At 71.8% G+C, this 22,598-nt stretch carries 20 protein-coding genes; 9 read left to right on the top strand and 11 right to left on the bottom strand.

The annotated features are described in order from the left end of the window. Positions 1–449: 449 nt before the first annotated feature. Both MPTA5024_RS02470 and MPTA5024_RS02465 read left to right on the top strand, forming a co-directional pair. Positions 450–725, top strand: coding sequence for a DUF302 domain-containing protein (locus MPTA5024_RS02470; RefSeq protein ID WP_198166918.1), 276 nt, complete (start codon positions 450–452; stop codon positions 723–725). 16 nt (positions 726–741) lie between these two features. After that, positions 742–1,830: a quinone oxidoreductase family protein gene (locus tag MPTA5024_RS02465; RefSeq protein WP_157099261.1), complete on the top strand. Its 1,089-nt coding sequence runs from the start codon at positions 742–744 to the stop codon at positions 1,828–1,830. 159 nt (positions 1,831–1,989) lie between these two features. On the opposite strand, the gene MPTA5024_RS02460 is transcribed toward MPTA5024_RS02465, so the two are convergent. Continuing rightward, the gene (locus MPTA5024_RS02460) at positions 1,990–2,529 is read right to left on the bottom strand and encodes a DUF1772 domain-containing protein (protein WP_036319276.1); all 540 of its coding nucleotides are present in this window, start codon (positions 2,527–2,529) and stop codon (positions 1,990–1,992) included. A 204-nt stretch (positions 2,530–2,733) separates the two neighbouring features. Between MPTA5024_RS02460 and sigJ the strand changes: the two genes are divergently transcribed. Continuing rightward, positions 2,734–3,606 (top strand): RNA polymerase sigma factor SigJ, encoded by an 873-nt coding sequence (sigJ, locus tag MPTA5024_RS02455; protein ID WP_036319274.1) that lies wholly within the window; start codon positions 2,734–2,736, stop codon positions 3,604–3,606. Positions 3,607–3,628: 22 nt separating this feature from the next. Here sigJ and MPTA5024_RS40555 read toward each other — a convergent pair whose 3' ends face one another. The 3 genes from MPTA5024_RS40555 to MPTA5024_RS02445 all read right to left on the bottom strand — a co-directional run bounded on the left by MPTA5024_RS40555 (position 3,629) and on the right by MPTA5024_RS02445 (position 4,697). Next, positions 3,629–3,775, bottom strand: a complete 147-nt coding sequence (locus MPTA5024_RS40555) for a hypothetical protein (RefSeq protein ID WP_157099260.1) — start codon at positions 3,773–3,775, stop codon at positions 3,629–3,631. Positions 3,776–3,810: 35 nt separating this feature from the next. Continuing rightward, the gene (locus MPTA5024_RS02450; RefSeq protein WP_036319272.1) at positions 3,811–4,263 is read right to left on the bottom strand and encodes an iron chaperone; all 453 of its coding nucleotides are present in this window, start codon (positions 4,261–4,263) and stop codon (positions 3,811–3,813) included. A gap of 77 nt (positions 4,264–4,340) precedes the next feature. After that, a complete protein-coding gene (locus tag MPTA5024_RS02445) occupies positions 4,341–4,697 on the bottom strand; it encodes a VOC family protein (protein ID WP_036319270.1) in 357 nt (118 codons plus the stop codon). 179 nt (positions 4,698–4,876) lie between these two features. On the opposite strand from MPTA5024_RS02445, the gene MPTA5024_RS02440 reads away from it, so the two are divergent. Beyond that, positions 4,877–7,672 carry an ATP-binding protein gene (locus MPTA5024_RS02440; RefSeq protein ID WP_036322879.1) on the top strand — a complete coding sequence of 932 codons (2,796 nt, stop codon included), beginning with the start codon at positions 4,877–4,879 and terminating at the stop codon, positions 7,670–7,672. Between the two features lie 89 nt (positions 7,673–7,761). On the opposite strand, the gene MPTA5024_RS02435 is transcribed toward MPTA5024_RS02440, so the two are convergent. Then, a complete protein-coding gene (locus MPTA5024_RS02435) occupies positions 7,762–8,745 on the bottom strand; it encodes an ArsR/SmtB family transcription factor (protein WP_036319268.1) in 984 nt (327 codons plus the stop codon). A 209-nt stretch (positions 8,746–8,954) separates the two neighbouring features. Here MPTA5024_RS02435 and ligD point away from each other — a divergent pair, with 209 nt between their 5' ends. From ligD to MPTA5024_RS39205, 3 genes are all read left to right on the top strand, one after another. Continuing rightward, positions 8,955–9,968, top strand: coding sequence for a non-homologous end-joining DNA ligase (gene ligD, locus MPTA5024_RS02430; protein WP_157099259.1), 1,014 nt, complete (start codon positions 8,955–8,957; stop codon positions 9,966–9,968). Between the two features lie 169 nt (positions 9,969–10,137). After that, positions 10,138–10,929 (top strand): alpha/beta fold hydrolase, encoded by a 792-nt coding sequence (locus tag MPTA5024_RS02425; RefSeq protein ID WP_036319266.1) that lies wholly within the window; start codon positions 10,138–10,140, stop codon positions 10,927–10,929. 191 nt (positions 10,930–11,120) lie between these two features. After that, positions 11,121–11,996: an HD domain-containing protein gene (locus MPTA5024_RS39205; RefSeq protein ID WP_084369384.1), complete on the top strand. Its 876-nt coding sequence runs from the start codon at positions 11,121–11,123 to the stop codon at positions 11,994–11,996. Between the two features lie 896 nt (positions 11,997–12,892). Here MPTA5024_RS39205 and MPTA5024_RS02410 read toward each other — a convergent pair. The 4 genes from MPTA5024_RS02410 to MPTA5024_RS02395 form a co-directional block, all read right to left on the bottom strand. After that, the gene (locus MPTA5024_RS02410) at positions 12,893–14,380 is read right to left on the bottom strand and encodes a hypothetical protein (RefSeq protein WP_157099258.1); all 1,488 of its coding nucleotides are present in this window, start codon (positions 14,378–14,380) and stop codon (positions 12,893–12,895) included. 250 nt (positions 14,381–14,630) lie between these two features. Then, positions 14,631–15,290 carry a ComEA family DNA-binding protein gene (locus MPTA5024_RS02405; protein ID WP_198166917.1) on the bottom strand — a complete coding sequence of 220 codons (660 nt, stop codon included), beginning with the start codon at positions 15,288–15,290 and terminating at the stop codon, positions 14,631–14,633. 241 nt (positions 15,291–15,531) lie between these two features. Continuing rightward, positions 15,532–16,137: a phosphotransferase enzyme family protein gene (locus MPTA5024_RS02400; protein ID WP_198166916.1), complete on the bottom strand. Its 606-nt coding sequence runs from the start codon at positions 16,135–16,137 to the stop codon at positions 15,532–15,534. Positions 16,138–16,203: 66 nt separating this feature from the next. Continuing rightward, positions 16,204–17,154: a helix-turn-helix transcriptional regulator gene (locus MPTA5024_RS02395; protein ID WP_036322871.1), complete on the bottom strand. Its 951-nt coding sequence runs from the start codon at positions 17,152–17,154 to the stop codon at positions 16,204–16,206. A gap of 169 nt (positions 17,155–17,323) precedes the next feature. Here MPTA5024_RS02395 and MPTA5024_RS02390 point away from each other — a divergent pair, with 169 nt between their 5' ends. Further along, a complete protein-coding gene (locus MPTA5024_RS02390) occupies positions 17,324–17,773 on the top strand; it encodes a carboxymuconolactone decarboxylase family protein (RefSeq protein ID WP_036319255.1) in 450 nt (149 codons plus the stop codon). Positions 17,774–17,933: 160 nt separating this feature from the next. Then, positions 17,934–18,533 carry a YdeI/OmpD-associated family protein gene (locus tag MPTA5024_RS02385; RefSeq protein WP_036322869.1) on the top strand — a complete coding sequence of 200 codons (600 nt, stop codon included), beginning with the start codon at positions 17,934–17,936 and terminating at the stop codon, positions 18,531–18,533. A gap of 82 nt (positions 18,534–18,615) precedes the next feature. Here the strand turns inward: MPTA5024_RS02385 and MPTA5024_RS02380 are convergent, their stop codons facing one another. Together MPTA5024_RS02380 and MPTA5024_RS02375 are read right to left on the bottom strand one after the other, a co-directional pair. After that, entirely contained in the window at positions 18,616–18,903 is a 288-nt protein-coding gene (locus MPTA5024_RS02380; protein ID WP_157099257.1) for a hypothetical protein, read from the bottom strand. Positions 18,904–18,963: 60 nt separating this feature from the next. Then, positions 18,964–22,470 carry a S8 family serine peptidase gene (locus MPTA5024_RS02375; protein WP_036319249.1) on the bottom strand — a complete coding sequence of 1,169 codons (3,507 nt, stop codon included), beginning with the start codon at positions 22,468–22,470 and terminating at the stop codon, positions 18,964–18,966. Positions 22,471–22,598: the final 128 nt, after the last annotated feature.

Genomic DNA, 22,598 nt, shown 5'->3' with positions numbered 1-22,598 from the left:
GCCAGGACCTCGGTGACCTTGGCGATGGGGTCAGCGCCGGGTTTGATGTCAGGTGCCGGTGGTGACCGGGCGGGCCAAGGTGATCGGGTCGGGGGAGAGCCAGGGGCGGACCCAGGCTTCCTCCTCGCGCGGGACGGGCTCGCCGCAACTGTCACACACTTTGCCCGGGGTCGTGAGGCTTTCAATGCTGGCGCGTACCCTGGCTTGCATCTGACAAGTTATACACGTAACGTCGCAGGTAGAGGGGCTTTTTCGAAAATCACGGCGGTCGAGAGTTCTGTCCCGGAGTACGAGCCGGCACCCGCGCTCTGCCGTACGGCGACGCCGTGCTCCTCCCGTGGAGCGGGCTGCCACGCCGCCCCGCGCTGGTGAAGGGGGAATCGCCATGACGGCCATCCGGACCCACCCTGTCCAGGACGTGGCAGGGCTCCGGCGACGGGTAGCGCAGCGTGCAGTACCTGATGGGCAACCAGACCATCGCTCAGCGGATGTTCCACCACGATCCCGGTGTCCTGCTCTACGCTCCGCTGCGCACCACGATCTACGAGGACGCGCGCGGGGTGACGCGCTTCTCCTTCGACCAGCCGAGCGCCCAGTTCGCCTCCTTCGGCGATCCGGAGATAGCGGCCGTCGGCGTCGACCTCGACCGGAAGGTCGCCGCCCTCCTCGCCCACCTCGGTGTGCCCGTGCCGGAACGCCTCGTCCCGGCGGGCGCTACGAGGTAGAGACGGGGTGGCGGACATGAGGCAGACGTTTGTCGGTGTCGGTTACACGAGGGACCGCGCGGGGCTGCCCCTTGAGGCGGTACGCGTTCCCGTCCCGCGGCCGGCGGCCGGCGAGGTGCTGATCCGCGTCGCCGCCTCGTCGCTGAACCCGCTGGAGTACAAGCTGGCCGACCTCAACTTCATGGGACGCACGCCTCCCGTCGTGCTCGGTTTCGACCTCGCCGGTGAGATGGCCGGCGTGGGCCGTGACGTGGAGGGCGTGGCCGTCGGTGACGAGGTGGCCGCCATGGCCGGCCTGAACGGCGACGGGGGGTGGGCCGCGACGGGTGGCGACGGCGCCTCCTACGCCGTCGCACCGCGGTTCCTCACCGTCCGCAAGCCGCCGTCCGTGAGCTTCCGCGACGCGGCGGCGCTTCCCATGTGCTTCCTGTCGGCTTTCGCGGGTCTGTACGGGGCCGTCCAGGCCGGCGCCACGGCCTACATACCGGGCGGCGGGGGCGGTGTCGGCCATCTCGCCGTGCAGATGGCGGCACGTGCCCTGGACGCCGGGACGGTGATCAGCAGTGGTGGCAGGCCGGAGTCGATCGCGCTGGCCCGGCAGTGCGGCGCGCACGTCGTCTTCGACTACACGCGTGACGACATCGCCGCCGAGATCGCGGAGCTGACGCACGGCCGGGGAGTCGACCTGGTCTTCGACGCCACCTACAGCGAGCAGAGCTTTGCCGAGACCGCGAAGACCGTCCGGCGGGGTGGCAGCTGGATCGTGCTGGGTGTCGGCCCCGGCAGGACGACCCGCCTGGCCCAGACGCACAGCCCGGTGGACGCCATCCTGGCCGAGCGCGGCGCCAGGCACGTCAACGTCAACCTGCTGCGCTACTTTTCCGAACCCGGCATGCTCGACGGCCGGGCGCGGGGCTTCCTCCAGCGCGGGATGGAGCTGGCGATGGAGTGGGCGACCAACGGGCTCGTACTCCCGCACGTCAGCCAGACCATCGACAGCACCGTCGAGGCGATCAACATCGGACTGCGGTCGCTGAAGGAAGGCGGCGGAGCGCTGGGCAAGATCGCGGTGATCGTGGATCGCGACCTTGCCGCGCGGGCGTGAGGGGCCGGCCGTCACCAGCCCCCCGCAGGTGTACCGTCACCGGGCGGCCAGGAAGCCACCGCGCGAAGGGGTCCGCGAGCTGACTCTTCGCATGTCGCACCGGCGACCGCGGGATTCATCGGGGTCGCGGCTCTCCATGGCTAGAGGAGGCCCAGGCCGTCACCGTGGGGCGGGCGAGGCGTGCCCGGCGCGGCCGGTGGCGAGCGCGACGCAGGCCAGCACGGCCGAGCCCAGGCCGAGCCCGGTGCGCACCCAGTTCCAGCGGTACCAGGTCGCCAGCTGGGCGTGCACCTCCTGTGGCGGGAAGGACGGGTCGAGCAGGGCGAGGTTCGCGCCGACGAAGTAGATCGGCAGGAGCGCGATCGTCCCCGCCATGCCGGCCGTCGCCAGCACCCAGAGGAGCCTGCCGGGCCGGTGGCGCCTCACGGCGGTGTACGTGACGATGCCCAGCGACACCACGGAGGCGAGCTCGAAGGGGAAGACCGTCGCTCCTGTGACCGGCCCGGACACCGCGAACCGAGCCAGGAACGCGGCCGGGTCCATCGCCCGCCATTCCGGGACGAGCACGGTCTGGCTGAGCAGCGCGCCGCCCGCGAAGGCCGCCGTGGCGGCGACCGCCATCGTGTCGGCGACGCCACCTCGCCGCCCCGGCCCGGCGACGTCGCCGGAGGTGGACAAGGTCTGCCGGGTCCAGGACATCGTTCCACTCCTCGTCGTCTCGACGTACCGACGGCCACCGCCCGGCGTCCGCGGAGACCGGCCTCGCCGACGCCGTCCGGCGCGCACGGCCGGTGCCACGCGCACGGGCGGTGCGGTCGTGCCGTCGGTGACCGGGGATCGCGTCACATCGGCGGCGTCCGTTCTGTCAGTGATATGACAGATCGCGACGAGGGATTGTGACCGATGGACGACGACTGGCTGGCTACACGGTTCGAGGTCCACCGCCCTCATCTGCGTACGGTCGCCTACCGCATCCTCGGCTCGGTCAGCGAGGCCGAGGACGCGGTGCAGGAGGCCTGGCTGCGCATGAGCCGCGCCGACACGGGCGAGGTGGCCAACCCGGGCGGGTGGTTCACGACGATCGTGGCGCGGGTGGCGCTGAACATGCTGCAGTCGCGGAGGGCGAGGCGCGAGGAGCCGCTGGCGGCGTACGTGCCCGACCCGGTGGTGACGGCCCCGGACGGAGCCGACCCCGAGCGGCAGGCGCTGGTGGCCGACTCGGTGAGCCTGGCGCTGCTCGTCGTGCTCGACACACTGGCTCCGGCCGAACGGCTCGCCTTCGTGCTGCACGACATGTTCAGCCTGCCCTTCGACGAGATCGCCGCCATCGTGGGCCGCTCCCCGGCCGCGGCCCGGCAGCTCGCCAGCCGGGCGCGACGCCGGGTCCAGGGCGCCACCGTTCCCGACGCCGACGTCCCCCGTCAGCGGGAGGTCGTCGACGCCTTCCTCGCGGCGGCACGCGACGGTGACTTCGAGGCGCTGCTCGCCCTGCTCGACCCCGATGTGACGCTGCGGGCCGACGTCGGCGCCGAACCCCCCGGCGCGTCGCGGGTGGTCTCCGGCGCGGCCGCCGTGGCCGGGCAGGCACTCGCCTTCGCGTGGCGCGCGGAGCTGGCCCGTCCAGCGCTGGTGAACGGAGCGGCCGGGGTGCTCGTGGCCGACGGCGACCGGCCGGTGGCGGTCATGGGCTTCGCCGTCGCGCGGGGGAGGATCATGGAGATCGATATCCTCGCCGACCCCGCCCGGCTGCGCCGGCTCGACCTGCCCTGCCTCTGACCCCACAGATCTCCGCACTCTGTCAGGCGGCCACCCGCCGATGGGGCCGGTCGCGCAGCGGGTTCGGCGTCCGGCCGCCGCCGCCCGGCGAGGGGGCCTGGTCGCGCAGTGGGGGATCCAGCGGCCGGCCGGCCGCCGCCGCCCGCTCCATGAACGGCGTCCGGCTCACCGCCGGGGTCGTGGGCAACCGATGGCGGCCGCGTCTCAGCCGGCCGCCTGCTTGACCAGCGCACTGATCCGCGCCTCCACCTCGGGCGTCATCTCGGTCAGGGCGAAGGCGACCGGCCACATCGCGTCCTCGTCCAGTTTCGCCTGGTCGCTGAAGCCGAGTGTCGCGTAGCGCGTCTTGAACTTCTCCGCGGGCTGGAAGTGGCAGACGATCTTGTCGTTCAGCGCGTAGGCGGGCATCCCGTACCAGAGCCTGGGTGCCAGGTCCGGAGCGCCGGCCATGATGACGGCATGGACGCGCTCGGCCATGATCCGGTCCGCGTCCCGCATCTCGGCGATCTTCGCGAGGACGTCGCGCGCCGCCTCCGCCGCCTTCTCCGCGCGCGAGCCCCGTCGCGCCGCCTTCTTCCCTTCTTCGGCGTGCGCTTTCATCGCGGCCCGCTCCTCGGCCGTGAATCCCTCGTACCTGCTGTCTTCGGTGGTGCTCATGGCGGAACTTCTCCTTGCACTGTTGATGTTCGGCCCGTCCGGGTGCCTCGGACGGGGTGCAGCCTGCCAGACGAAGCTCAGCGGTCCTGCAGGAGCCCGAGGACGTTGCCGTCGTGGTCGACGACGGTGGCCACCAGGCGGCCTGCGCCCACCTCGTGGGCGGCCTCCTTCACGGTGGCCCCGGCGGCGACCACCTCGGCCAGCTTCGCCTCGATGTCCGGTACGTGCCAGTAGGCCACCGGCGAGGTCATGCCCTGCGGTCCACCGTCCGGCACGAGTCCGATGTGCTGGCCCTCGGCGTCGAAGCCGACGTAGTAGGGCGAGTCGGTCTGCGGCGGGATGCCGAGCAGGGCCGCGTACACCGCCTTGGCCCTGGCCAGGTCGGCCACCGGGTGCAGCACGGTCCTGATCGCCGGGCGAAAAGCGTCGGTCATGGTCACTCCTGAGGTGGTGGGTCGCATCGACCCGCTGTCTGGGTGGTCACAGCTTTCTCCTGCACCTGGCGGGTCCGCATCCGTGGTGAGTACGGAACCGGCCACGGATCGGCGGCACGGATGGCGCACGGTGGCCATGGCGGGGGGAACCACGATGGAGATGCGACAAAATGGTGGCGATGGTGACAGGAGTGGAGATCTCGCCTCGGGAAGCCGAGGTGCTGGAACTGGTCGGGGCCCACCTCAGCAACGCCGAGATCGCGGCACGGCTGTGCATCTCGGTGCGTACGGTCGAAAGTCACGTCTCCTCGCTCCTGCGCAAGCTGGAGGTGCCGGACCGGCGGGAGCTCGCCCGGCGTGCGCCCGAGCCGGCCGCCGCCGCTCCGTCGCGTCTGGCACCGGTCCTGCCGGCCCGGCTGACCTCGTTCGTCGGCCGGGTGCGCGAGCGGACCGAGCTGATCCAGATGATCGGGACTCACCGCCAGGTGACCGCGGCAGGTCCCGGCGGAGTGGGCAAGACCCGGCTCGCGCTTGCGGTGGCCGGGGAGGCCGCCGGCGATTACGCCGACGGGGTGTGGTTCGCCGACCTCGTCCCGGTCACCGACCCGGGCATGATCGCGCCCGCGGTCGCCGGGGCGCTCGGTCTCGGTGAGCAGCTCGGCCGGGACATGACCGAGTCCGTGATCGCCGCGCTGGCCGACCGTCACGCGCTCCTGGTTCTGGACAACTGCGAGCACGTGGCCGGCGGGGTGGCGCTGTTTCTCGAACGGCTCCTGGCGGCGTGCCCTCGGGTGACGGTGCTGGCGACCAGCCGGGCCCGGCTGATAGTCCCGTTCGAACGGGTGTATCCGGTCCCGCCGCTGTCGCTGCCCGCTGACGGCGAGTCGGACGCGGTCGCGTTGTTCATGGAGCGGGCGGCGGCGGTCGGGGGGCCGCCGGATCCTCCGCTGCGCGACCAGATCGCCGCGATCTGTGAGCGGCTGGACGGAATGGCGCTGGCGATCGAGCTCGCCGCCGCCCGGTATCCCACGCTCGGGGTCGACGGCATCACCGCCGCCCTGTCCCACCCGCTGCGGATGCTCACGGGCGGCTCCCGCGCCGACGAGAGGCACCGCTCGGTCCGGACGACGCTGGACTGGAGTCACGCCCTGCTGGAGCCGGCCGACCGGGCGCTGCTTCGCCAGGTGTCGGTGTTCGTGGCGCCGTTCACCACTGCGGCGGCGGCCGAGGTTACCGGGGGCGAGGAGGGCGTGGTCGCCGACGGCCTGGCCCGGCTCGCCGAGCAGAGCCTGCTGGTGGTCACGGCGTCCCCGGGCGGTACGCGATACCGGGCGCTGGAGACGATCCGCCAGTACGCGACGGAGCGGCTCGCCGAGGCCGGCGAACTGGACGACGTCCGATCCCGGCACCTTCGCTGGTGCCTCGCCGAGGCCGCCGCCCTGACCGTGGTGGGAGAGGACTGGCGGGCCCGGTTCGACCTGGTGGCCGACGACCTCCGTGCGGCCCTGGCGTGGGCGGCCGAGCGGCCGGAGCGGCGCGCGGACGCGTACGCGCTCGCCCGGCACCTGGCGGAGCTGACCTTCACCCGTCACCTGACCGGCGAGTCGCAGCGGCGCTTCGAGCAGGCGGCCGGGCTCGCGGCCGGCCCCTCCGTCGCCGCGTCGATGCTTCGGCAGGCCGCGGCCGTGGCCGGCTGCCGGACGATCGGCGATGACATGTACCGCCTCCGCCTGGCCGCCGCCGACGCCGCCCGCGGGTCCGGCGACACGGCCGGAGCCGCCACGGACCTGGCGACCGCCGCCACCATCGCGTTCCGGTTCTCGACCACGTTCGTACGGCTTCCGCCTCCCGAGGAGGCGCTCGCGCTGGTCGGCGAGGCGCGAGAGACGGCCGGCGACGATCCGGCCGCGCGGGCCGCGGTGGCACTGGCCGAGGCCGCGGTGCTCACCGACGCGTTCGGCGCCGCCCAGGGGCCGCCCGGCAACGCCGTACCCGAGACGATCGCGCGCGCCGAGCGCGCGGTCGAGCTCGCCCGCCCGACCGGCGACCCGCTCGCCGAGTCGGCCGCGCTCGACGCGCTCACCGGAGCCCAGAGCTGGGCCGGCGACACGTTCGCCACCGCGGCCACGGCACGGCGCCGCATCACGCTCCTGACATCCCTCCCGAGCTCCCCGGCCGGCACCCACGAGTTGATCGACGCGCTCGGCATGGCCACCGAGGCCGCCCTCGGCGCGGGGGACGTGCCCGGCGCTCTCCGATGGGCACGCCGGCTGGCCGGCCATCCGTCGCTGGCGGAGGTCGGCCACCGCGCCACCTGCCGATTGCTGATGGTCGACGCGCTGGCGGGCGACGTCGACGAGGCGCTCGCCGCTAGCGTCCGGTTCCTCGACGCGTGGCGGCGGGCAGGCAGCCCCGCCCGGGCGCTCTTCCGCCCGGCGGTGGCCGCCGTCGCGATGATCCACGGCCTCCGCGACGACCGGGACGCCCGGCGCGAGTGGCAGGAGGTCCTGGACGAGCTCCACACCCCACCCGAGCACACGTACGGCTATGGGGCGGTCTTCGACGCGATGCTCCTGCTGCACCGCGGGCAGGCGGCGGAGGCGCTGGAGCGGACGGCCCCGGACGCCAGGCAGGTGTGGAAGTGGGTCACCTGGATCTGGCACCACTGGTATGTCGCGCTCCGCACCGAGGCCGCCGTGCTCGCCGGGAGCCCCGACGCCCGCGACCGGGTGGCCGAGGCCCGCACCACTGTGGCCGGCAACCCGGTCGCCGACGCCATCGTGCAGCGGGCCGAAGCCCTGCTCGACGGCGACCAGGAGGCGCTGCTCGCCACGGCGGACGCGTTCGACGCCGCGGGCTGCCGCTACCAGTCCGCCCGGACCATGGTGCTGGCCGGTGGCGACCATGCCGTGCGCGGCGCGGCCGCGCTCGCCGGCCTCGGCTTCGCCCCGATGGCCCCAGCCCGGCACGGATGACGCCCACGGCCGCAGCGGGCCGTCATCCGCACCGGCCCGGACCGGTGCCGCCGAAGATCGACTCCCACGTCCGTCGCCGGTGACACGACTCAGCGGCCGCCCTCCAGCAGGCCGACGCCGAGCGGGGCGACCGCGTGGATCACCGACTGGCGGTGCCGCCGTGTGGTGATGAGCCCGGCCTCGCGCAGGACGGCCGCGTGCCTGCTGGCGGTCGCCGGAGGGACGCGCAGCCGCCGGGCCAGTTCGCTGGTGGTGCACTCGCCCTCGGCCACCGCCTCGAGGACCTGGGCGCGGGTGACGCCGAGCAGGGCGGGCAGGGCGCGGCCCCGCCGGCGCTCCGCCCCGTCCTCCGTCCAGCCGGGCTCGTGCTCGATCGGGTAGACCAGCCGGGGCGGGAGGGTGGTGTCGAGCAGGGTGGTGGGCGCTCCCCAGCAGAAGAAGGCCGGCTGCAGGAGCAGGCCGCGGCCGTCGAGGTGGATGTCGTGCTCGGCGGGGAAGTCCAGTTCGAGCACCGGGTAGCTCCAGCGCGCCGAGGGATGCAGTGTGGCCAGAACGCGCTCCCAGCCGTACGCGGCGAGCGTGCGCGACCTGCGGATCCGGTCGTGCTCGACCTGCGCCCGGACGTGCTCCCAGTACGGCGAGAGGCAGGCGGCGTGGTAGTCGCGCAGCGCGTCCGCCACCCGGCCGACCTGGGCGCTGTCGCCGTCCGCGAGGCGACGCATCCATGCCCGCACGGGACGGCGGGGGTGGCGGCGGACGAGTTCGGCCATGTCGTCGCCCAGTCTCGCCCGGGAAGTGCCGCGCACCGCCTCCACGCCCTCCTCCACCGAGGCGACGAGGCGGCCGGGCGTCATGAAGTCGGCGGAATACCCCTTCGGCGGAGCCAGGTCGGCCAGGAGGCGCGCCGAGGACGGCAGGCGGGTGCGGGCCCGTCTCCTCCACTCGCCGAAGAACACGGCCCCGCCCGGGTGGCGCAGCCGGTAGAGGCTCAGCAGCGTCTCCCACATCGGGTCGGGGCCCGGAGCGATGGTCGTGCGCGCCAGGTCGTCGCTGGTGAAGTGGATCCTCAGCACCGCCGCCCCCTCGCCTGACGGATCTCCCGCGGCGGGCGGTCTCGGCCCGGGACCGCCCGCGTGATGAGCGGTACCCGCCGATTCCTCCCGGACACTCGCCGATTCCGCGCGGACACCGGCCGGTTCCGCACGGACACCCACCGCTCCTTCCTCTCGGATGGAGTTCCAGGCAGCCGCTAGGGATCTCCGCGGCGGGTACCGCACCCTTCGTGGTGCACCTCCCGCCGTACCGGCCGATGATGGCGCAACTGGGGACGCTTCCGGACGACGACGCCGCCTGGAGCCACGAGATGAAGTGGGACGGCGTGCGCGCCCTCGCGTACGTGGAGAACCGCGCCCTGCGCCTGGTCTCCCGCAACGGCCACGACATCACGACGGCCTACCCCGAGCTGTACGCCATGGCCGGCGCCACGGGCGGCCGCGACGTCGTACTGGACGGGGAGATCGTCGCGTTCGACGAGGCCGGGCGGCCGTCGTTCGGCGCGTTGCAGCCCCGCATGCACCAGCGGCAGCCCGCCAGGATCGCGCAACTGGTCGCGTCGGTGCCGGTGACGTTCCTGGCGTTCGACGTGCTCCACGTCGGCGCCGCCCCGGCGATCGCCATGCCGTACGTCGAACGGCGCGGCCTGCTGGAGGGGATCTTGACGCCGGGGCCCCGCTGGCAGGTGCCGGTGTGGTTCGCCCACGCCGGGCGGACGGCGCTGGAGTCGTCCCGGCGGCTCGGTCTGGAGGGGATCGTCGCCAAGCGGCTGGACTCGCCGTACCGGCCGGGCCGGCGGTCGCCGGACTGGACGAAGGTGAAGAACGTCGCGACGCAGGAGGTCGTGATCGGCGGATGGAAGCCCGGCGCGGGCCGGCGCTCCGGCATGGTCGGCTCGCTGCTGATGGGCGTGCACGACGAGGCCGGACGCCTGATGTACGTGGGGCACGTCGGCACCGGCTTCACGGAGGCCGCGCTGCGGGATCTGCTGGAGCGGCTGGCACCGCTGGAGCGGCCCGCGGCCCCGTTCGCCGACGTCGTGCCGCGGGAGCACGCCCGGGGCGCCCGGTGGGTCGAGCCGCGGCTCGTGGGGGAGGTGCAGTACGCCGAGTGGACGGACGACGGCCGGCTGCGCCACCCGTCCTGGCGCGGGCTGCGATGGGACAAGCCGCCCCAGGAGGTGAACCTCGCGGAGGCGCGCCGGGCACGCGAGGGACGGGACGGCACGGCCGAGGCCGGGTGACGCGCGGACGCGTGCCGGCCGGAGGCGCCCGCCGCGCCCGCCGGCCGACCCCCGCGCCAAGGTGCGCGCCGAGGACGGGCACGGGGGCGCCACGCCGTTTCCGGGAAACCGTCGGACGTCTCCCGTACCGTGGCTGTGGCTCTCGGGTACGGCGGAAAGGCTGACAGACATGACCGCGACCATCACGTCCAGAGACGGCACGACCCTCGCCGTCGACACGGCCGGGCAGGGCGCGCCCGTGATCCTCGTGGGAGGCGCGTTCAACGACCGCTCGACCGTGGCCGGGCTCGGCGCCGAGCTCGCCTCCGGTTTCACCGTGGTGACCTACGACCGGCGCGGCCGGGGGGCCAGCGACGACAAGGCCGACGACTATTCGGTCGCCAACGAGGTCGACGACCTGGCGGCCGTCATCGAGCACGTCGGCGGCCGGGCCTCGCTGTTCGGTCACTCGTCGGGGGCCATCCTGGTGCTGGAGGGGGCCATGCGCGGCCTGCCGGTCGACCGGGTCGCCGTGTACGAGCCGCCGTACCGTGCGGACGAGCAGCAGCCCGGCCCGCCGGCCGACCTCTACGACCGGCTCGCGGCGGTGGTCGCCGCCGGCGACCGCGACGGCGCGGTGGAGCTGTTCCTCGGCGAGGCGGTCGGCGTCCCGGCCGAGGCGATCGCCGGGATGAAGGCCGGCGAGGCGTGGTCGTTCCTCGCCAACAAGGCGCCAAGCCTGCCCTACGACGTGCTGCTCAGCACGCCCTGGCAGGTGATGCCGTTCGACCGGATCGCCGGGATCGGCGTGCCGGTGCTGGCGATCTACGGCGACCAGACCGCGCCGAACCTGGCCGCGGGGACGGAGGCCGTCGCGGCGACCGTGCCGGGCGCCGAGCTGACGGTGATGCCCGGAGAGGACCACGCGGTGTTGCAGCGCCCGGCGGCTCTCGCGCCGATTCTGGCCGCGTTCTACGGCTGACCGCGTCCGCCCGCCCAGTCACCGTGCGCCCTCCCGCATCCCGGTCGGACCCGTGCTCGTCGAACGCCGGGCCGTTCCGCGGGCGTCCGCTACCCTGAGCAGAAGTCCGGGCGCACAGCGAGGATCGGGACGCCGACGGCGGCCCGAGTGGTGCCCCGGGGCCGGTGGGCGGACGATGCGAGGGCGGCCCGATGGCGAGGGACACATCTGACGACGCCGGCGTCACGTCGCCGGCGGTCCCGGGCGGCGGCGCCGGGCCGGATGCGCGGACGCTGCTGGCGGTGATGCGCGAGCTGGTCTTCCCGCCGTACGGGATCGAACGGTCCTCGGCGGTGCCGCAGAACGTCACCCGCCACGAGAACGACGCGGAGCACTCCTTCGCCCTGGGCCTGGTGGCCGTCTGCCTCGCCCCGCTCGTCGACGAGGGCCTCGACCTCGGCAGGGTCGCGCGGTACGCGCTGGTGCACGACCTGCCCGAGGTCCACGCGGGAGACGTGTCCGTCTACGCGGACGCCGCGGAACGGGAGAAGAAGGCCGTACGGGAGGAGGAGGCACGGGAGATCATCGCCCGTGACTTCGGTGAGACGTTTCCCTGGGTCATCGAGGACCTGTACGGCTACAAGGCCCAGGAGGACCAGGAGAGCAGGTTCGTCTACGCGCTCGACAAGCTGCTCCCGCACGTCAACGTGTTGCTGGCGGACCATCACCCGGTCCGGCCCACCTGGGCCGACTACCGGCGCACGGAGGTCGTGGCCCGGTGGAAGATACGGAGGAGCTGCCCGGCCCTGCTCCCGTTGTTCGACGAGCTGTGCCGGGAGTTCGCGCGGCGCCCCCATCTCTTCTCCGACGGAGCCTCACTTCGGGTGGGATATGACGATCGTCGCGACGGCGAGCAGGGCCGCGCCGGTGACGGCGCACAGCACCCGCCAGTGCAGCGGGAAGGACGGCCCGAGCACGGCGGGCAGGGCGACGAGGAAGGCCCCCGCCGAGCTGGCCGACACCCGCAGGAGCAGCCGCGGCCGCGACCGGCGGACGACGACGGGGAACCCCGCGCTCGTGGTCAGTGAGTCGCCCGGCCGCTCCTGATCCTCCCGTCCGTCCGCCGCCAGTGTGATCGTCACCCGGGTGAGCGCGTCGAAGCCGAGGATCTCGGGCCGCAGCCAGAACTCCACGGTGTCGTAGCGGTGCGCCACCTCGTAGGAGGCGTCCGAGGAGACGGTGAGGAACGTGCCGGCGGTCGCGCAGGCGAGCCGTCTGACGGTGTCGGAGTAGCTGTCGGAGTAGAAGCCGACCCGCAGCTTGACCGAGTCGCCGTCGCTGAGACGCAGCCGCCCCGCCGCGTCCAGCGGAGCCCTGAACCTGTCGTTGAGGAGCGGCTCCTCCGTGCGGACGAAGTACGAGGATCTGAAGGTGGGATGCCGGGCGAGCCGCCTGGCCACCTCCAGCCACAGGTACGCCTCGTCGCCCTGCCGCTCGTGCACGTGCAGGTCGGGGAAGCGGGCCGTCGCCGGGTAGAAGCGCCCGTTGTGGGCCTCGGTCAGCTTGTCGACGAACCACCGGCCCCTGGCCCTGATCTCCGTCTGGGCCAGCGGGAACTCCTCCAGGTTCGCGAAGTCGCCCGCCCGCAGCCGGAACACGACCATGTCGGCGACGCAGTCGGCGGCGACCACCGCGGCGAAGCGGACGGGGACGACGAACGGCGTCTCCTGCGGCGTCTCGACGTCGGCCATGAAGGCCACGAGGCAGCGCCGGCCCACAGCCGAGCCGTTCGCGACCGCCTGCAGCAGGCCGCCGGCCACGTAGTCGGCCTCGTACCGGAACTGGATGGCCGCCCCCCGAGGCAGCGCCAGCGTCGACAGGATGTCCTCGGCGTACCGTCGCCGCACGTTGGACGACAGCAGCAGGACGGTGGGGCGGACGCCGGGCGTGTCCGCGGCGTCGTCACGGTGCGGCACGGAGAGCGTCATCGCACGGCGTCCAATCGGTCCTCGAGCGCGAGGAACCGCGGCCACACGCGGTCCCTCGGCAACTCGTCGAGGCCCAGCCTCATGGTGGGCTCGTAGCGAATCCCCCGGGCGGCCAGGTCGCCGTGCTCCCCGACGATGATCGGCTCCGCGGCCCCGGCGGACTGGTCTCCGGTCAGGTCGAGGACGAGCCGCCGCGGGTCGTGGTCGCGGCCCACCTCCACCCAGCAGTGATGGCTCACGCCCTCCGCGTGGTCGCCGTCGACCCGCAGCCGTCCCTGGCAGTAGACGGGCTCGGCCAGCAGGTCGGACCGGAGCTTGCGGGCGAGCCAGACGGAGGTGACGCCGCACTGCCCCCGGGACTCGCCGGCGGAGCCGGGGGCGGCCTGGTACCGGGGATGCGCCGTGGCGTCCGACCATCCCGTCTCCAGCGTCCTGCGGTAGCCGAGCAGCCGGGTCCGCCACTCCGGCGAGGCGAGGTCCGTCGCCGGCGACGCGATGTGGTCGCCGCCCGAGTGGTCGCGGCGGGGCACCGTGATCAGCCCTCCGAGGGCCGCCGCACGCCGCTTCGCCGCGCCGGTCACGCCGAGAACCATGAGGACGTTGTCGGGCGTGTCGAGCGACTGCGGGATCGAGTCTCCCGATATCCGGCGCGTCTGGAAAAGGCCCTTCCCGTCATAGCGGTAGGCGACGGGTGACAGAGCGATGGGAGTGAATCCTGACGCGAGGAAAGCGGCGCCGTCGAAACCGAGCATGGGGTTGTACGCGGTGACGACGTACTCGGCGGCGGTTCTCGTCCTGATCTCCCGGACGGCGCGGCTGACCGTCAGGCTCATGAGATTCGCCGGAATGCCGGCGATGCCGTGCATTCTCGTGAGGACCATTGTCTCGCGCGGCCCGGCTTTCAGCCCGTGCCCCGTAAGGGCGTCCAGCACGTACTGCCGGTCGCAGCGTGAGAACGCCACATAGGTGAGCGGCATGGTGGCGCCGGGGAGGAAGAGCCCGAACTGGAGGACGGTGTCCGCCCGCTCACTGCGCAGGTAGTGCAGGCGCGACTGCACGACGTGGCCGGCGCTGGGCCTGACCTCGGCGAAGCGCAGGCCGGTGCGGTAGCCGTCGGTGAACGACAGGCTCAGGTCGCGGCGCACCTTCTCCACGTTGAGGAGCACGGACGCGTGGGCCTGGTACGCCGCCTCCTGCGCCCACTGGCGCACCTCGGCCGCCCGGACGACCGCCTGCAGCCGGACCTCCTCGTACACCTTGTCGGGCGACCAGCCGACCAGGGCCTGCCTGCTCAGCCGGGGCAGGTGGAGGCGCACCTGGATCTCCAGAGAACGCAGGTCGGTCCCGATCGTCTCGGCGTCGGCCTGGATCCGTCCCCGCGCCGCCTCGACGAAGGTCTCCACATCCGGGTCGCGCAGTCCCTCCACCCGGGAGTTCTCGCTTCGGGCTTTCTCCGTTCGCGGCGTACACGTGATCTCGGACACGTCTTCTCCCGCAGTCAGCGAGAACTCCGTCAGATGCGCCGTCAAGAATAGAACCGGGCCCGGCCTCTGTCAGGGCACCAGCCGAGTTGGTATCGGCTTTTGCCGGCCCGCCGCTATTCACGACTACGGCGGTTATCCGCCGGGCCGCGCAATGATCGAGAAATCACCGGGAACGGAGGACGGGAGAAATTGCATTCGACCCGGCCGGCCCGGCCTCATCTCTGAGTGAGTGTCTGAGAAGGGCCGATGGTCACCGGGGCAGATAGGTCGTGTACTCCTTGAGCAGGGCGGTCAGTTCCGCCGGCAGATCGGCGGTGATCGCCAGGTCTTCGGCGGAACTGAATGCGCCGACCATGTCCCGGACATCCATGATCCGCTTCAGGTGTTCAGCAGGCAGTCCGGGGATGCGCGAGATGGCCTCCGCGGGAGCGTGATTGATGTCGATCAGTCCGCCATCGTCGTAGCTTCTGATCAGGTCGGGCCGGCCGATGCCCAGTTCTCGCGCCAGGTCCGGATCCCGGTCGGCGATCGCACGCGCCCGGGTGCGCATCTGACGGTGGCGCCGGGCCAGTTTCACGGCATTCTTGTTGCCCTTCTTCCACCGGTCGTCGCCCGTCTCCGGGAAATCGAAGACCTGCTCGCGTATGGCGGCGGCGTGGCCCGCGGCCACGATCGCGGCGACGATCAGGCAGAGGACCCAGACGGTGTGCTGATAGGTGCCGACCGGGGCGCTGGCGGTGACGAACTCGATAACCGCGACGGCGGTGTACAAGCCCGTCGCGAGATAAAGCGAGATCGAACGGATGCGAATCGCCGCGTACATGAACACCAGGGGCGCAAGATAGCCGGTGGACGCCAGCGGCAGGAATGCCCAGACGGTCTGGACCACCTGTCTGGTCGATGTCGTCATGCCTGGCATGAGCGCCTCCAGACGCGAGCCGTATGACCGATACGACATTGCCGACCAGGCTTCCCGGCGCTCCGTATCGAGGGTAACACCGCCGTCTGGATTTCACCTGGGTTGGATTCCCAGCCGAGGCCGTGTGATCGGCCCGCGCTTGAACACGCGCTTGGCACTTCTCAGGTGATGAGTGTTCGAGAAGATCAATCATCAGCCGGGCCGGCGCTGGACCGACTGCGGATGACACCACTCACCATGACGTTCTCAGACCGCTCGGACTTCGGCGAGCCGCTTGACTGCGAACTCGTCGTCCCAGCAGACGGCGGCCTCCCACATTGCCGAGGTTGTTGGAGTCGCCATGGACAACGCATGTCTGGCGTCCGGCGAGCCGCGCCCACGCTGCCCGGCATCGAGCGACACCCTCAGGGGGCATCGCGCGCAGGTCGATCCTCGTCCCGGTCTCGGCGTGCAGGAGGTCGATCGACGATCGCCAGCCCGGGCGCTGCGGCCAGCCCCGCGTCAACTGATGCAGCCGGCGGAGCGTGCCGGCCACACGACGCCAGTCGGCCTCTGTCTCGGGCGCCCCGCCCTCCACGTAGGTCATCACCACCAGACCGTCGGCGAACAGCCGGCCGTCCGTCGTCGGAATCGGCACCGGCACGGCCAGGCCTTCACGGTCGAGGTAGTGGAGGAGCTCGGTCTCCCACGCGAGATCGGCGTCGCTCCTGCCACCGAGACGACCGACCGCGAGGCGCCCGTCGACGCGCACACTCCACACGTCGTTGGCCACTCCACCGGTGAGCGGTTCGACGCGAGTGACGTCCTCACCCCACCGCCCGAGCGCCTCCCATCCCATCGCCGCATCTTAGGGGTCCCTGTGATCCTGTGCGAGAGACCAACGGATGTCGCGGCGATCGGCGGGTTACTGGTTGTCCTCGAGGAGTTGTCGTGTGCGGGTGAGGAATGCCTGGCGGACCTCCTCCGGGTGCAGTATCTGGAGTGGCCGGCCGAGGCTGAGCAGGTAGCGGGCCAGGCCGTCGGCGTCTGGCCCGCCGATGTCGATGATCGTGGCGTCATCGCCGTCCCGGTGGTGGACGCCGACCGTTGGCGGCACCAGCCTGCGGGCCTCATCGGCCGGTACGGCCAGTCGAATGGTCACCCGCACCGGGTAGGGCCTCCGCGCGATGCCCGTGCCGACCAACTGTGCTGGATCTGGCGGGTCGGGCAGGGCGGTGGCCTGCCCGGTGGCTGTGGCGTCGATGATGCGATCGGCCCGGAAGGTGCGCCAGTCCTGCCGCGTCAGGTCGTAGGCGAGGAGGTACCAGCGGCGGCCTGTGTAGATGAGCCGGTAGGGGTCCACTCGTCGGGTGGACGTCGTTCCGGCCTCGTCGCGGTAGGTCAACTGGGTCCGTTCGCCTCGCCGGCACGCGGTGGCCAGGTCGAGCAGCAGCGCGGGGGAGATCTGGCTGTCGTCGGGTCGTGCGGTGTGGGTGAACGCGGCGTCCAGTTCGCCGAGCCGGTCGGCGATCCTGGCCGGCAGCACCTGGCGTAGTTTCAGCAGCGCCGACAGGGCTGCCTGGTCGCTGCCGGAGACTCCGCTGAAGGCGGCCGTGCGCAGCCCGACAGCGACCGCGAGGGCCTCCTCCTCGTCAAGGATCAGTGGCGGGATGCTGGTTCCTGGCCCGAGGTGGTAGCCGCCCCACGGGCCCATCTCCGATTCGATGCCGTAGCCGAGTTCACGGAGCCGGGCGATGTCCCGGCGAACCGTCCGTTCGGTGATCTCCAGCTGGGCAGAAAGATCAGCGCACGTCCAGGAACGCCGCGTCGACAGCAAAGACAGCAGCCGCAGCAGCCGCGCCGAGGTGTTGACCACGGCCAACAGTCTGCTCGATAACCAGGACCGTTTCTGACCGGGTCATACCGTAATGTCGCCGGCATGACCGAGAACGCCTCGGCCGAAAAGTCAATTACGGCCACGATGACCTCCGCCAAGGTGCGTCAGATGCCGGATGGACGCACGTAACCGACGAGGAGCAGGACCCATGGAAGCACGCATGAAGAACGTGGCGAATCCCGACCTGATCACAGCGATCCAGCATCTCCAGAAGGCGATTCACGCCGGTGGCGTCGACCCGCTCGTGCTCGAACTGGTCCACCTGCGGGCCAGCCAGATCAACGGCTGCAGCCCATGTGTGTTCGCCGGCGTTCAGACGGCGAAGAAGCACGGAGAGACCGAGGAGCGGCTGCACAACGTGGTCGCCTGGCGCGAGGCCCCGTTCTTCACCGAGGAGGAGCGGGCAGCGCTCGCGCTGACCGAGGCCGCCACCCGGATCCAGGACGGCGCGCCAGGCGTGACCGACGAGATCTGGGACGCTGCTGCCGACCACTTCGACGAGAAGCAGATGTCCGCGATCATCCTGAACATCGCACTCACCAACTTCTTCAACCGGATCAACCACACGATCCGGGAGCCGGCCGGCAAGACCTGGTGAAGACGGGCGGGCGTCATCCGTCCAGGGGGCCCGCTGGCGACGCGGTGAAGGACGTGGCCGGCCGGCTCCATCACTGACCGATCCAGCGCCACTTCCGGCAGGCCCCCGTCCCGGGCCCCCACCTTCGGGTGACCACCGACAACCTAAGGGACACATGACGATGAGCGACGAACTACCGGAACTGACCGTTACCGATTCCCGAGCCTGGCGGGAGTGGCTCAGCACGCACCACGACAGCTCTGCAGGGGTGTGGCTGGTCCTCGCCAAGCAGAACACGACCGGGCCCACCAGCCTGACCTATGACCAGGCGCTCGACGAAGCCCTGTGCCACGGCTGGATCGACGGCCGGCTACGACGGCGGGATGAGACCACCTTCTGCCGGCGCTTCACCCCTCGCGGAAGGCAAAGTATCTGGTCGGCGCGGAACGTCTCCATCGTCACCCATCTGATCAGCGAGGGCCGGATGCATCCGGCCGGAATGACCGAGGTCGAACGCGCAAAGGCCGACGGCCGCTGGGACACGGCCTACGCGGGACAAGCCGGCATCGAGGTACCGGCCGACCTGGCCGCCGCGTTGGCCGCGAAACCCCAGGCACAAGCCATGTTCGACATCCTCACCTCCCAGAACCGCTACGCCGTTCTCTATCGGATCGCGAACGCCAAACGCGCCGAGACCCGAGCCCGCCGCATCACCCAGTTCGTTGACATGCTCGCCCGCGGCGAGACGATCCATCCGCAAAAGCGCGCCCTCGGCAGTTGAACGCCGGCCCGCTCCTCTCCCCGCCTCGCTCCTCCAAGCCCACGCCCATGACGGCTCGGCGCCTACGACGTGGTGCCGGTGATCAGGCGTTCGCCCCGAGCAGGACGGCGAGCGCGGCGACGGCCCGGGTCCCGAGGCGGAACACCCGGCACAGCAGGGCCCCCAGGATCACGAAGAGCACCATGAGCGGTCCCGTGACGAGGTCGGCCACGAGCAGGGCGCGAGCGGAGTAGCCGGCGACTCGCAGCCCGAACACCTCGATCGGGAGGGCGACCCGGCCCCTGCTCATCTCGACGGCCTGCAGCACGAAGGGGAGAGCACCCAGCGCGACGCCCACCGGCGCCCAGATCAACGGACGGTGATCGGCCACCGCACGAGTATGCCGTGCGGGGGAGACCGGCCCGCCGGAGGGGCGGGCCGGTCCCGGGGGTTACGCGCCCGCCTTGTCCGGACGCTCGGTGACCCGGATCGCGTTCACGATGGGGTCGCCCTCGTGGGGCCGGAAGACCACGTCGAGCCGGCCGCCGGTGACCTTCACCGTGTACTGGCGCGTCATCGCCGTGTTGTCACCGGCCTCCTTGGCCAGGTCGAGCCCCTGGATGACCGGGGCGCCCGCGACGGCGACGTCGAAGACGCGCTTGCCCGCCTTCTTGTGCCGGGTCTCGGCGAAGCCCAGTTCCACGGTGTAGACGCCGTCCGGAAGACGGTCGAACCGGTAGGCGCGCATGCCCTCGCGGGCGCTGCGGAACAGTTCCTGCTCGGACGTGCCCTTGACGTCGGCGGGCGACGTGCTCGCCTTGGTGCCGTCACCCACGTAGCCGTACCCGCCGGGGGTGTACTCCCGGTCGGCGGTCCACGTGTCGCCGGCCGCGTCGACCACGTTCTTGCCGCCGCCCGCCTCGACGGCGACCTGGACCTTCGGCACCACGACGACCACGTTGACCGGGACGACCGGCGCCCGGCCGCTCGACGAGCGCACCAGCAGCACGCCGGTGCGGACGGCGCCGGGGGACAGGCCCGCGCTGGAGGCGGTGACCCGGAGCGTCACGGACCCTCCCGCCTTGATGCTCCCGCTCGCCGGCGTCACGCTGAGCCAGGTCTGCGCCGGGTCGTTCTCGACGGTGTACGTCGCGTCGGAGCCCGGGTTGGACAGGTCGAAGGTCGCGTTCCTGGTGGCCGAGGCCGGCATCACCAGGGTGACCTGGCCACTGGACGCGGTGACCCGGCCGGTGGCCAGGGCGGCGTCCACCTGGGTCCGCCCGCCTGCGGCGACGCTGACCTCCTTGGTGATGGTGCCGTAGTCGTCCGCCGAGATCTCCACATGGTGGTCGCCGGCGGGCACCTGCCCGAGGAAGGCGCCGTCGGAGCCCGTCGTGAAGGCGACGTCGTCGACCTTCACGGTCGCGCCGGCCAGCGGGCCGCCGTCGTTGGCGTCGGTGACGGTGCCGGCGACCAGACCGTGCCCGCGGGCCGCGATGGTCAGGCTCTGGCCGTCACGCAGGACCGGGCTGTCGAACGAGTACTGGAACGCGTCGGTGCCGTCGCCGTTCTCGATGCCGATCGTGGCCTTCTCCCCGGCCTCGAAGCCGCTGTCGATCCCGCGGTAGCGGAACCCGACGGAGCCGTCCTCACCGAGCAGCGCCTCGAACGAGATGAGCGCGTCCACGCCGTAGAACCGGGCGTTGCGCCACTCCACCACGAAGGTGCGGTTCGGCGCGGTGCCGATCGTGGCGGTGTAGAGCGCGCCCTCGCCCTCGAACAGGCCGAGGTCGGTCCAGTACGGGTAGACGCCGGCGTTCGGCTCGCTCGCGGAGGGCAGCGACCCGTGGGTCGGGAAGGAGTAGGTGTTGTCGCCGAAGCTCAGGAACCCGTTGGTGCTGACCAGGCCGCTGGTGTAGGTCTTGCCGTAGAACGGGAAGGCGAACGGCAGCGTGATCTTCTGGGTGTCGTCGTCGTAGCTGAGGGGCTCCAGGTGGGTGCCCTCGACGTACGGCTCGGCGCCGCTCCTGCAGGTGTGGCCGAACCCGTCGATGTGGCTCGCCAGCTCGATGTCCCTGGTCATCTCGCCGGTCACCGTGACGGGCACGGTGGCGTCCTCGGCGCACAGGGAGTCCGCCGTGACCTTCAGGTCGTAGGTCTTGTGCGGCAGCTGCAGCTCGTAGTGGCCCCGGGCGTCGGTGACGGCGGTGGCCGGCGTGCCCGCTGCGGTCACCGTGGCGCCCGCCTCGGGCAGGCCCACGCTGGTGACCGTTCCCGACACCGTGCTCAGGGTCTCCGCCGTGAGTGTCACGTCCTCGGTGACCGTCTCGTCGGTGCCGACGGTGACGGTCCGGGTGACGTCGTCGTAGCCGAACTTGCGCACGGTGAGCTCGTAGTCGCCGCTGAGCAGGCGGGGCAGGCTGTAGGTGCCGTCCTGCGCGGTGGAGACGGTGCGGTTCAGCGGGCCGGAGACCTCGACGGTCGCGCCGGTGACGGGGGAGCCGCCGGAGGTGACCGTCCCGGTCAGCGTGCCCAGCTCACCGGCCGGGGTCGCCTTGACGGCCGCGTACGCGTCGAGCATGCCCTCGCCCCAGACGAAGTTGTCCGCGGCGGTGCCGCCGCAGCCCTCGTCGTCGACGTCGATCGCCGTGTGGTCGAGCAGCGCCCGGGTGCTCTCGATGTCGCCCCGCAGGTAGGGGGAGGCCGACCACATCAGCGCCACGGTCGCGGCGACGTGCGGGCTGGCCATCGAGGTGCCCGACTTCAGCCCGTACGCGTTGCCGGGCACCGCCGAGCGGATGTCGACGCCGGGGGCCGAGATGTTGGGCTTGATCTCGCCGTTCTCGCCCGGGCCCCTGGAGGAGAAGTACGCGATCTTGCCGCTGGAGTCGAAGGCCCCGGCGCTGTAGCTGGCGACGTACCCGCCGGGCGTGCCGGTGGTGTCGCAGTCCGACCCCGCGTTGCCGTTGGAGAAGGCGGGGAAGATGCCGGCGGCGACCCACGCCTCGACCATGTCCTTGTACCAGAGGTCGATGCCCTCGCCGCCCCAGGAGTTGTTGACGATGTCGGGCGCCAGGTCGGGACGGGGATTCTGGCCGTTCAGGTCGGTGGGCGCGAGGATCCACTGCCCGGCGGCGAGCAGCGTGTAGTCGGGGCACCCCGTGGTGAGGCAGCCCTTGGCCGCGATCCACTTGGCTCCGGGGGCGACGCCGATCCCGTTGGCCCCGCCGTCTCCGCCGACCATGGTGCCCACCGTGTGGGTGCCGTGGCCGCGGTCGTCGCACGGCGCCTGGTCGGGGCAGGCGTGCGCCGGGTCGAACCAGTTGTAGTTGTGGTCGACGGCGCCGCCCGGCTGGGTGCCGCGGTAGTGGGAGACCAGGGCGGGGTGATCCCACTGGACACCGGTGTCGATGCTGGCGATGACGACGCCCTCGCCGTGGTCGCCGAGCTCGTTCCACACCTTCGGGGCGTTGATGCGGTCGACGTTCCACTCGACGGAGGCGGTCGCGGCCTGCGTCCTGGCCGGCTGCGGGTCGGGTAGGGGCATGGTGCGGGACGGCTCGATGGCCGTCACCTCGGGCAGCGCGGCGATCTCGGCGGCCAGCTTCTCGTCACCGGTCACCTTGACGGTGTTGACGATCCAGAAGGGGGTGAAATCGGCGTGCGCCTTCGTGAGGAGCCTGCGCAGACCGGCCTGGGAGGACGCGGCGGTCTCCGACTTCAGCCGGTAGACCTGCCGCCCCTTGTCGTTCTTGTTCTTCGCCGTACGGGCGGCGCCGAGGTCGGCGCGGTCCTTGAGCCGTACCCAGAAGGTGGCCTTTCCGTGGGCGGACAGGTCGTTCTGGACCACCCGATCGACCTTGTCCGGTCCGGGTGTGGCCGATGCTGCGCCGGACGCGGCGTTCTGCGGGAGCAGCAGGGCGAGGGCGGCGGTCCCGATCAGGACCGCACGCCGCATGTGCGGGAGTAACACAAGCTCTCCTATGTGGGCAAACAGGTACCCACAGGGGGGAAAGGGATTAGTGGGGTTCAGGTGAACTCCGGGGACGTATCGTGGTGGATCTTGCCGAGGCAGGCAATACTGGG

Origin of the sequence: Microbispora sp. ATCC PTA-5024, assembly GCF_000511135.2 — a bacterium.
Classification (GTDB): domain Bacteria; phylum Actinomycetota; class Actinomycetes; order Streptosporangiales; family Streptosporangiaceae; genus Microbispora; species Microbispora corallina.
The sequence above is the reverse complement of the archived record's forward strand: the minus strand, read 5'-3'. Positions and strand labels throughout refer to the sequence as shown.

Bases quoted from the DNA above. Each gene is read 5' to 3' on its own strand.
- MPTA5024_RS02460 (WP_036319276.1), bottom strand. From the start codon at position 2,529: ATGTCCTGGACCCGGCAGACCTTGTCCACCTCCGGCGACGTCGCCGGG.
- MPTA5024_RS02385 (WP_036322869.1), top strand. From the start codon at position 17,934: ATGAGCGACGAACTACCGGAACTGACCGTTACCGATTCCCGAGCCTGG.
- MPTA5024_RS02445 (WP_036319270.1), bottom strand. From the start codon at position 4,697: ATGACCGACGCTTTTCGCCCGGCGATCAGGACCGTGCTGCACCCGGTG.
- sigJ (WP_036319274.1), top strand. From the start codon at position 2,734: ATGGACGACGACTGGCTGGCTACACGGTTCGAGGTCCACCGCCCTCAT.
- MPTA5024_RS02440 (WP_036322879.1), top strand. From the start codon at position 4,877: ATGGTGACAGGAGTGGAGATCTCGCCTCGGGAAGCCGAGGTGCTGGAA.
- MPTA5024_RS02425 (WP_036319266.1), top strand. From the start codon at position 10,138: ATGACCGCGACCATCACGTCCAGAGACGGCACGACCCTCGCCGTCGAC.
- MPTA5024_RS02465 (WP_157099261.1), top strand. From the start codon at position 742: ATGAGGCAGACGTTTGTCGGTGTCGGTTACACGAGGGACCGCGCGGGG.
- MPTA5024_RS39205 (WP_084369384.1), top strand. From the start codon at position 11,121: ATGGCGAGGGACACATCTGACGACGCCGGCGTCACGTCGCCGGCGGTC.
- MPTA5024_RS02405 (WP_198166917.1), bottom strand. From the start codon at position 15,290: ATGACGACATCGACCAGACAGGTGGTCCAGACCGTCTGGGCATTCCTG.
- MPTA5024_RS02450 (WP_036319272.1), bottom strand. From the start codon at position 4,263: ATGAGCACCACCGAAGACAGCAGGTACGAGGGATTCACGGCCGAGGAG.
- MPTA5024_RS02375 (WP_036319249.1), bottom strand. From the start codon at position 22,470: ATGCGGCGTGCGGTCCTGATCGGGACCGCCGCCCTCGCCCTGCTGCTC.
- MPTA5024_RS02390 (WP_036319255.1), top strand. From the start codon at position 17,324: ATGGAAGCACGCATGAAGAACGTGGCGAATCCCGACCTGATCACAGCG.
- MPTA5024_RS02400 (WP_198166916.1), bottom strand. From the start codon at position 16,137: ATGGGATGGGAGGCGCTCGGGCGGTGGGGTGAGGACGTCACTCGCGTC.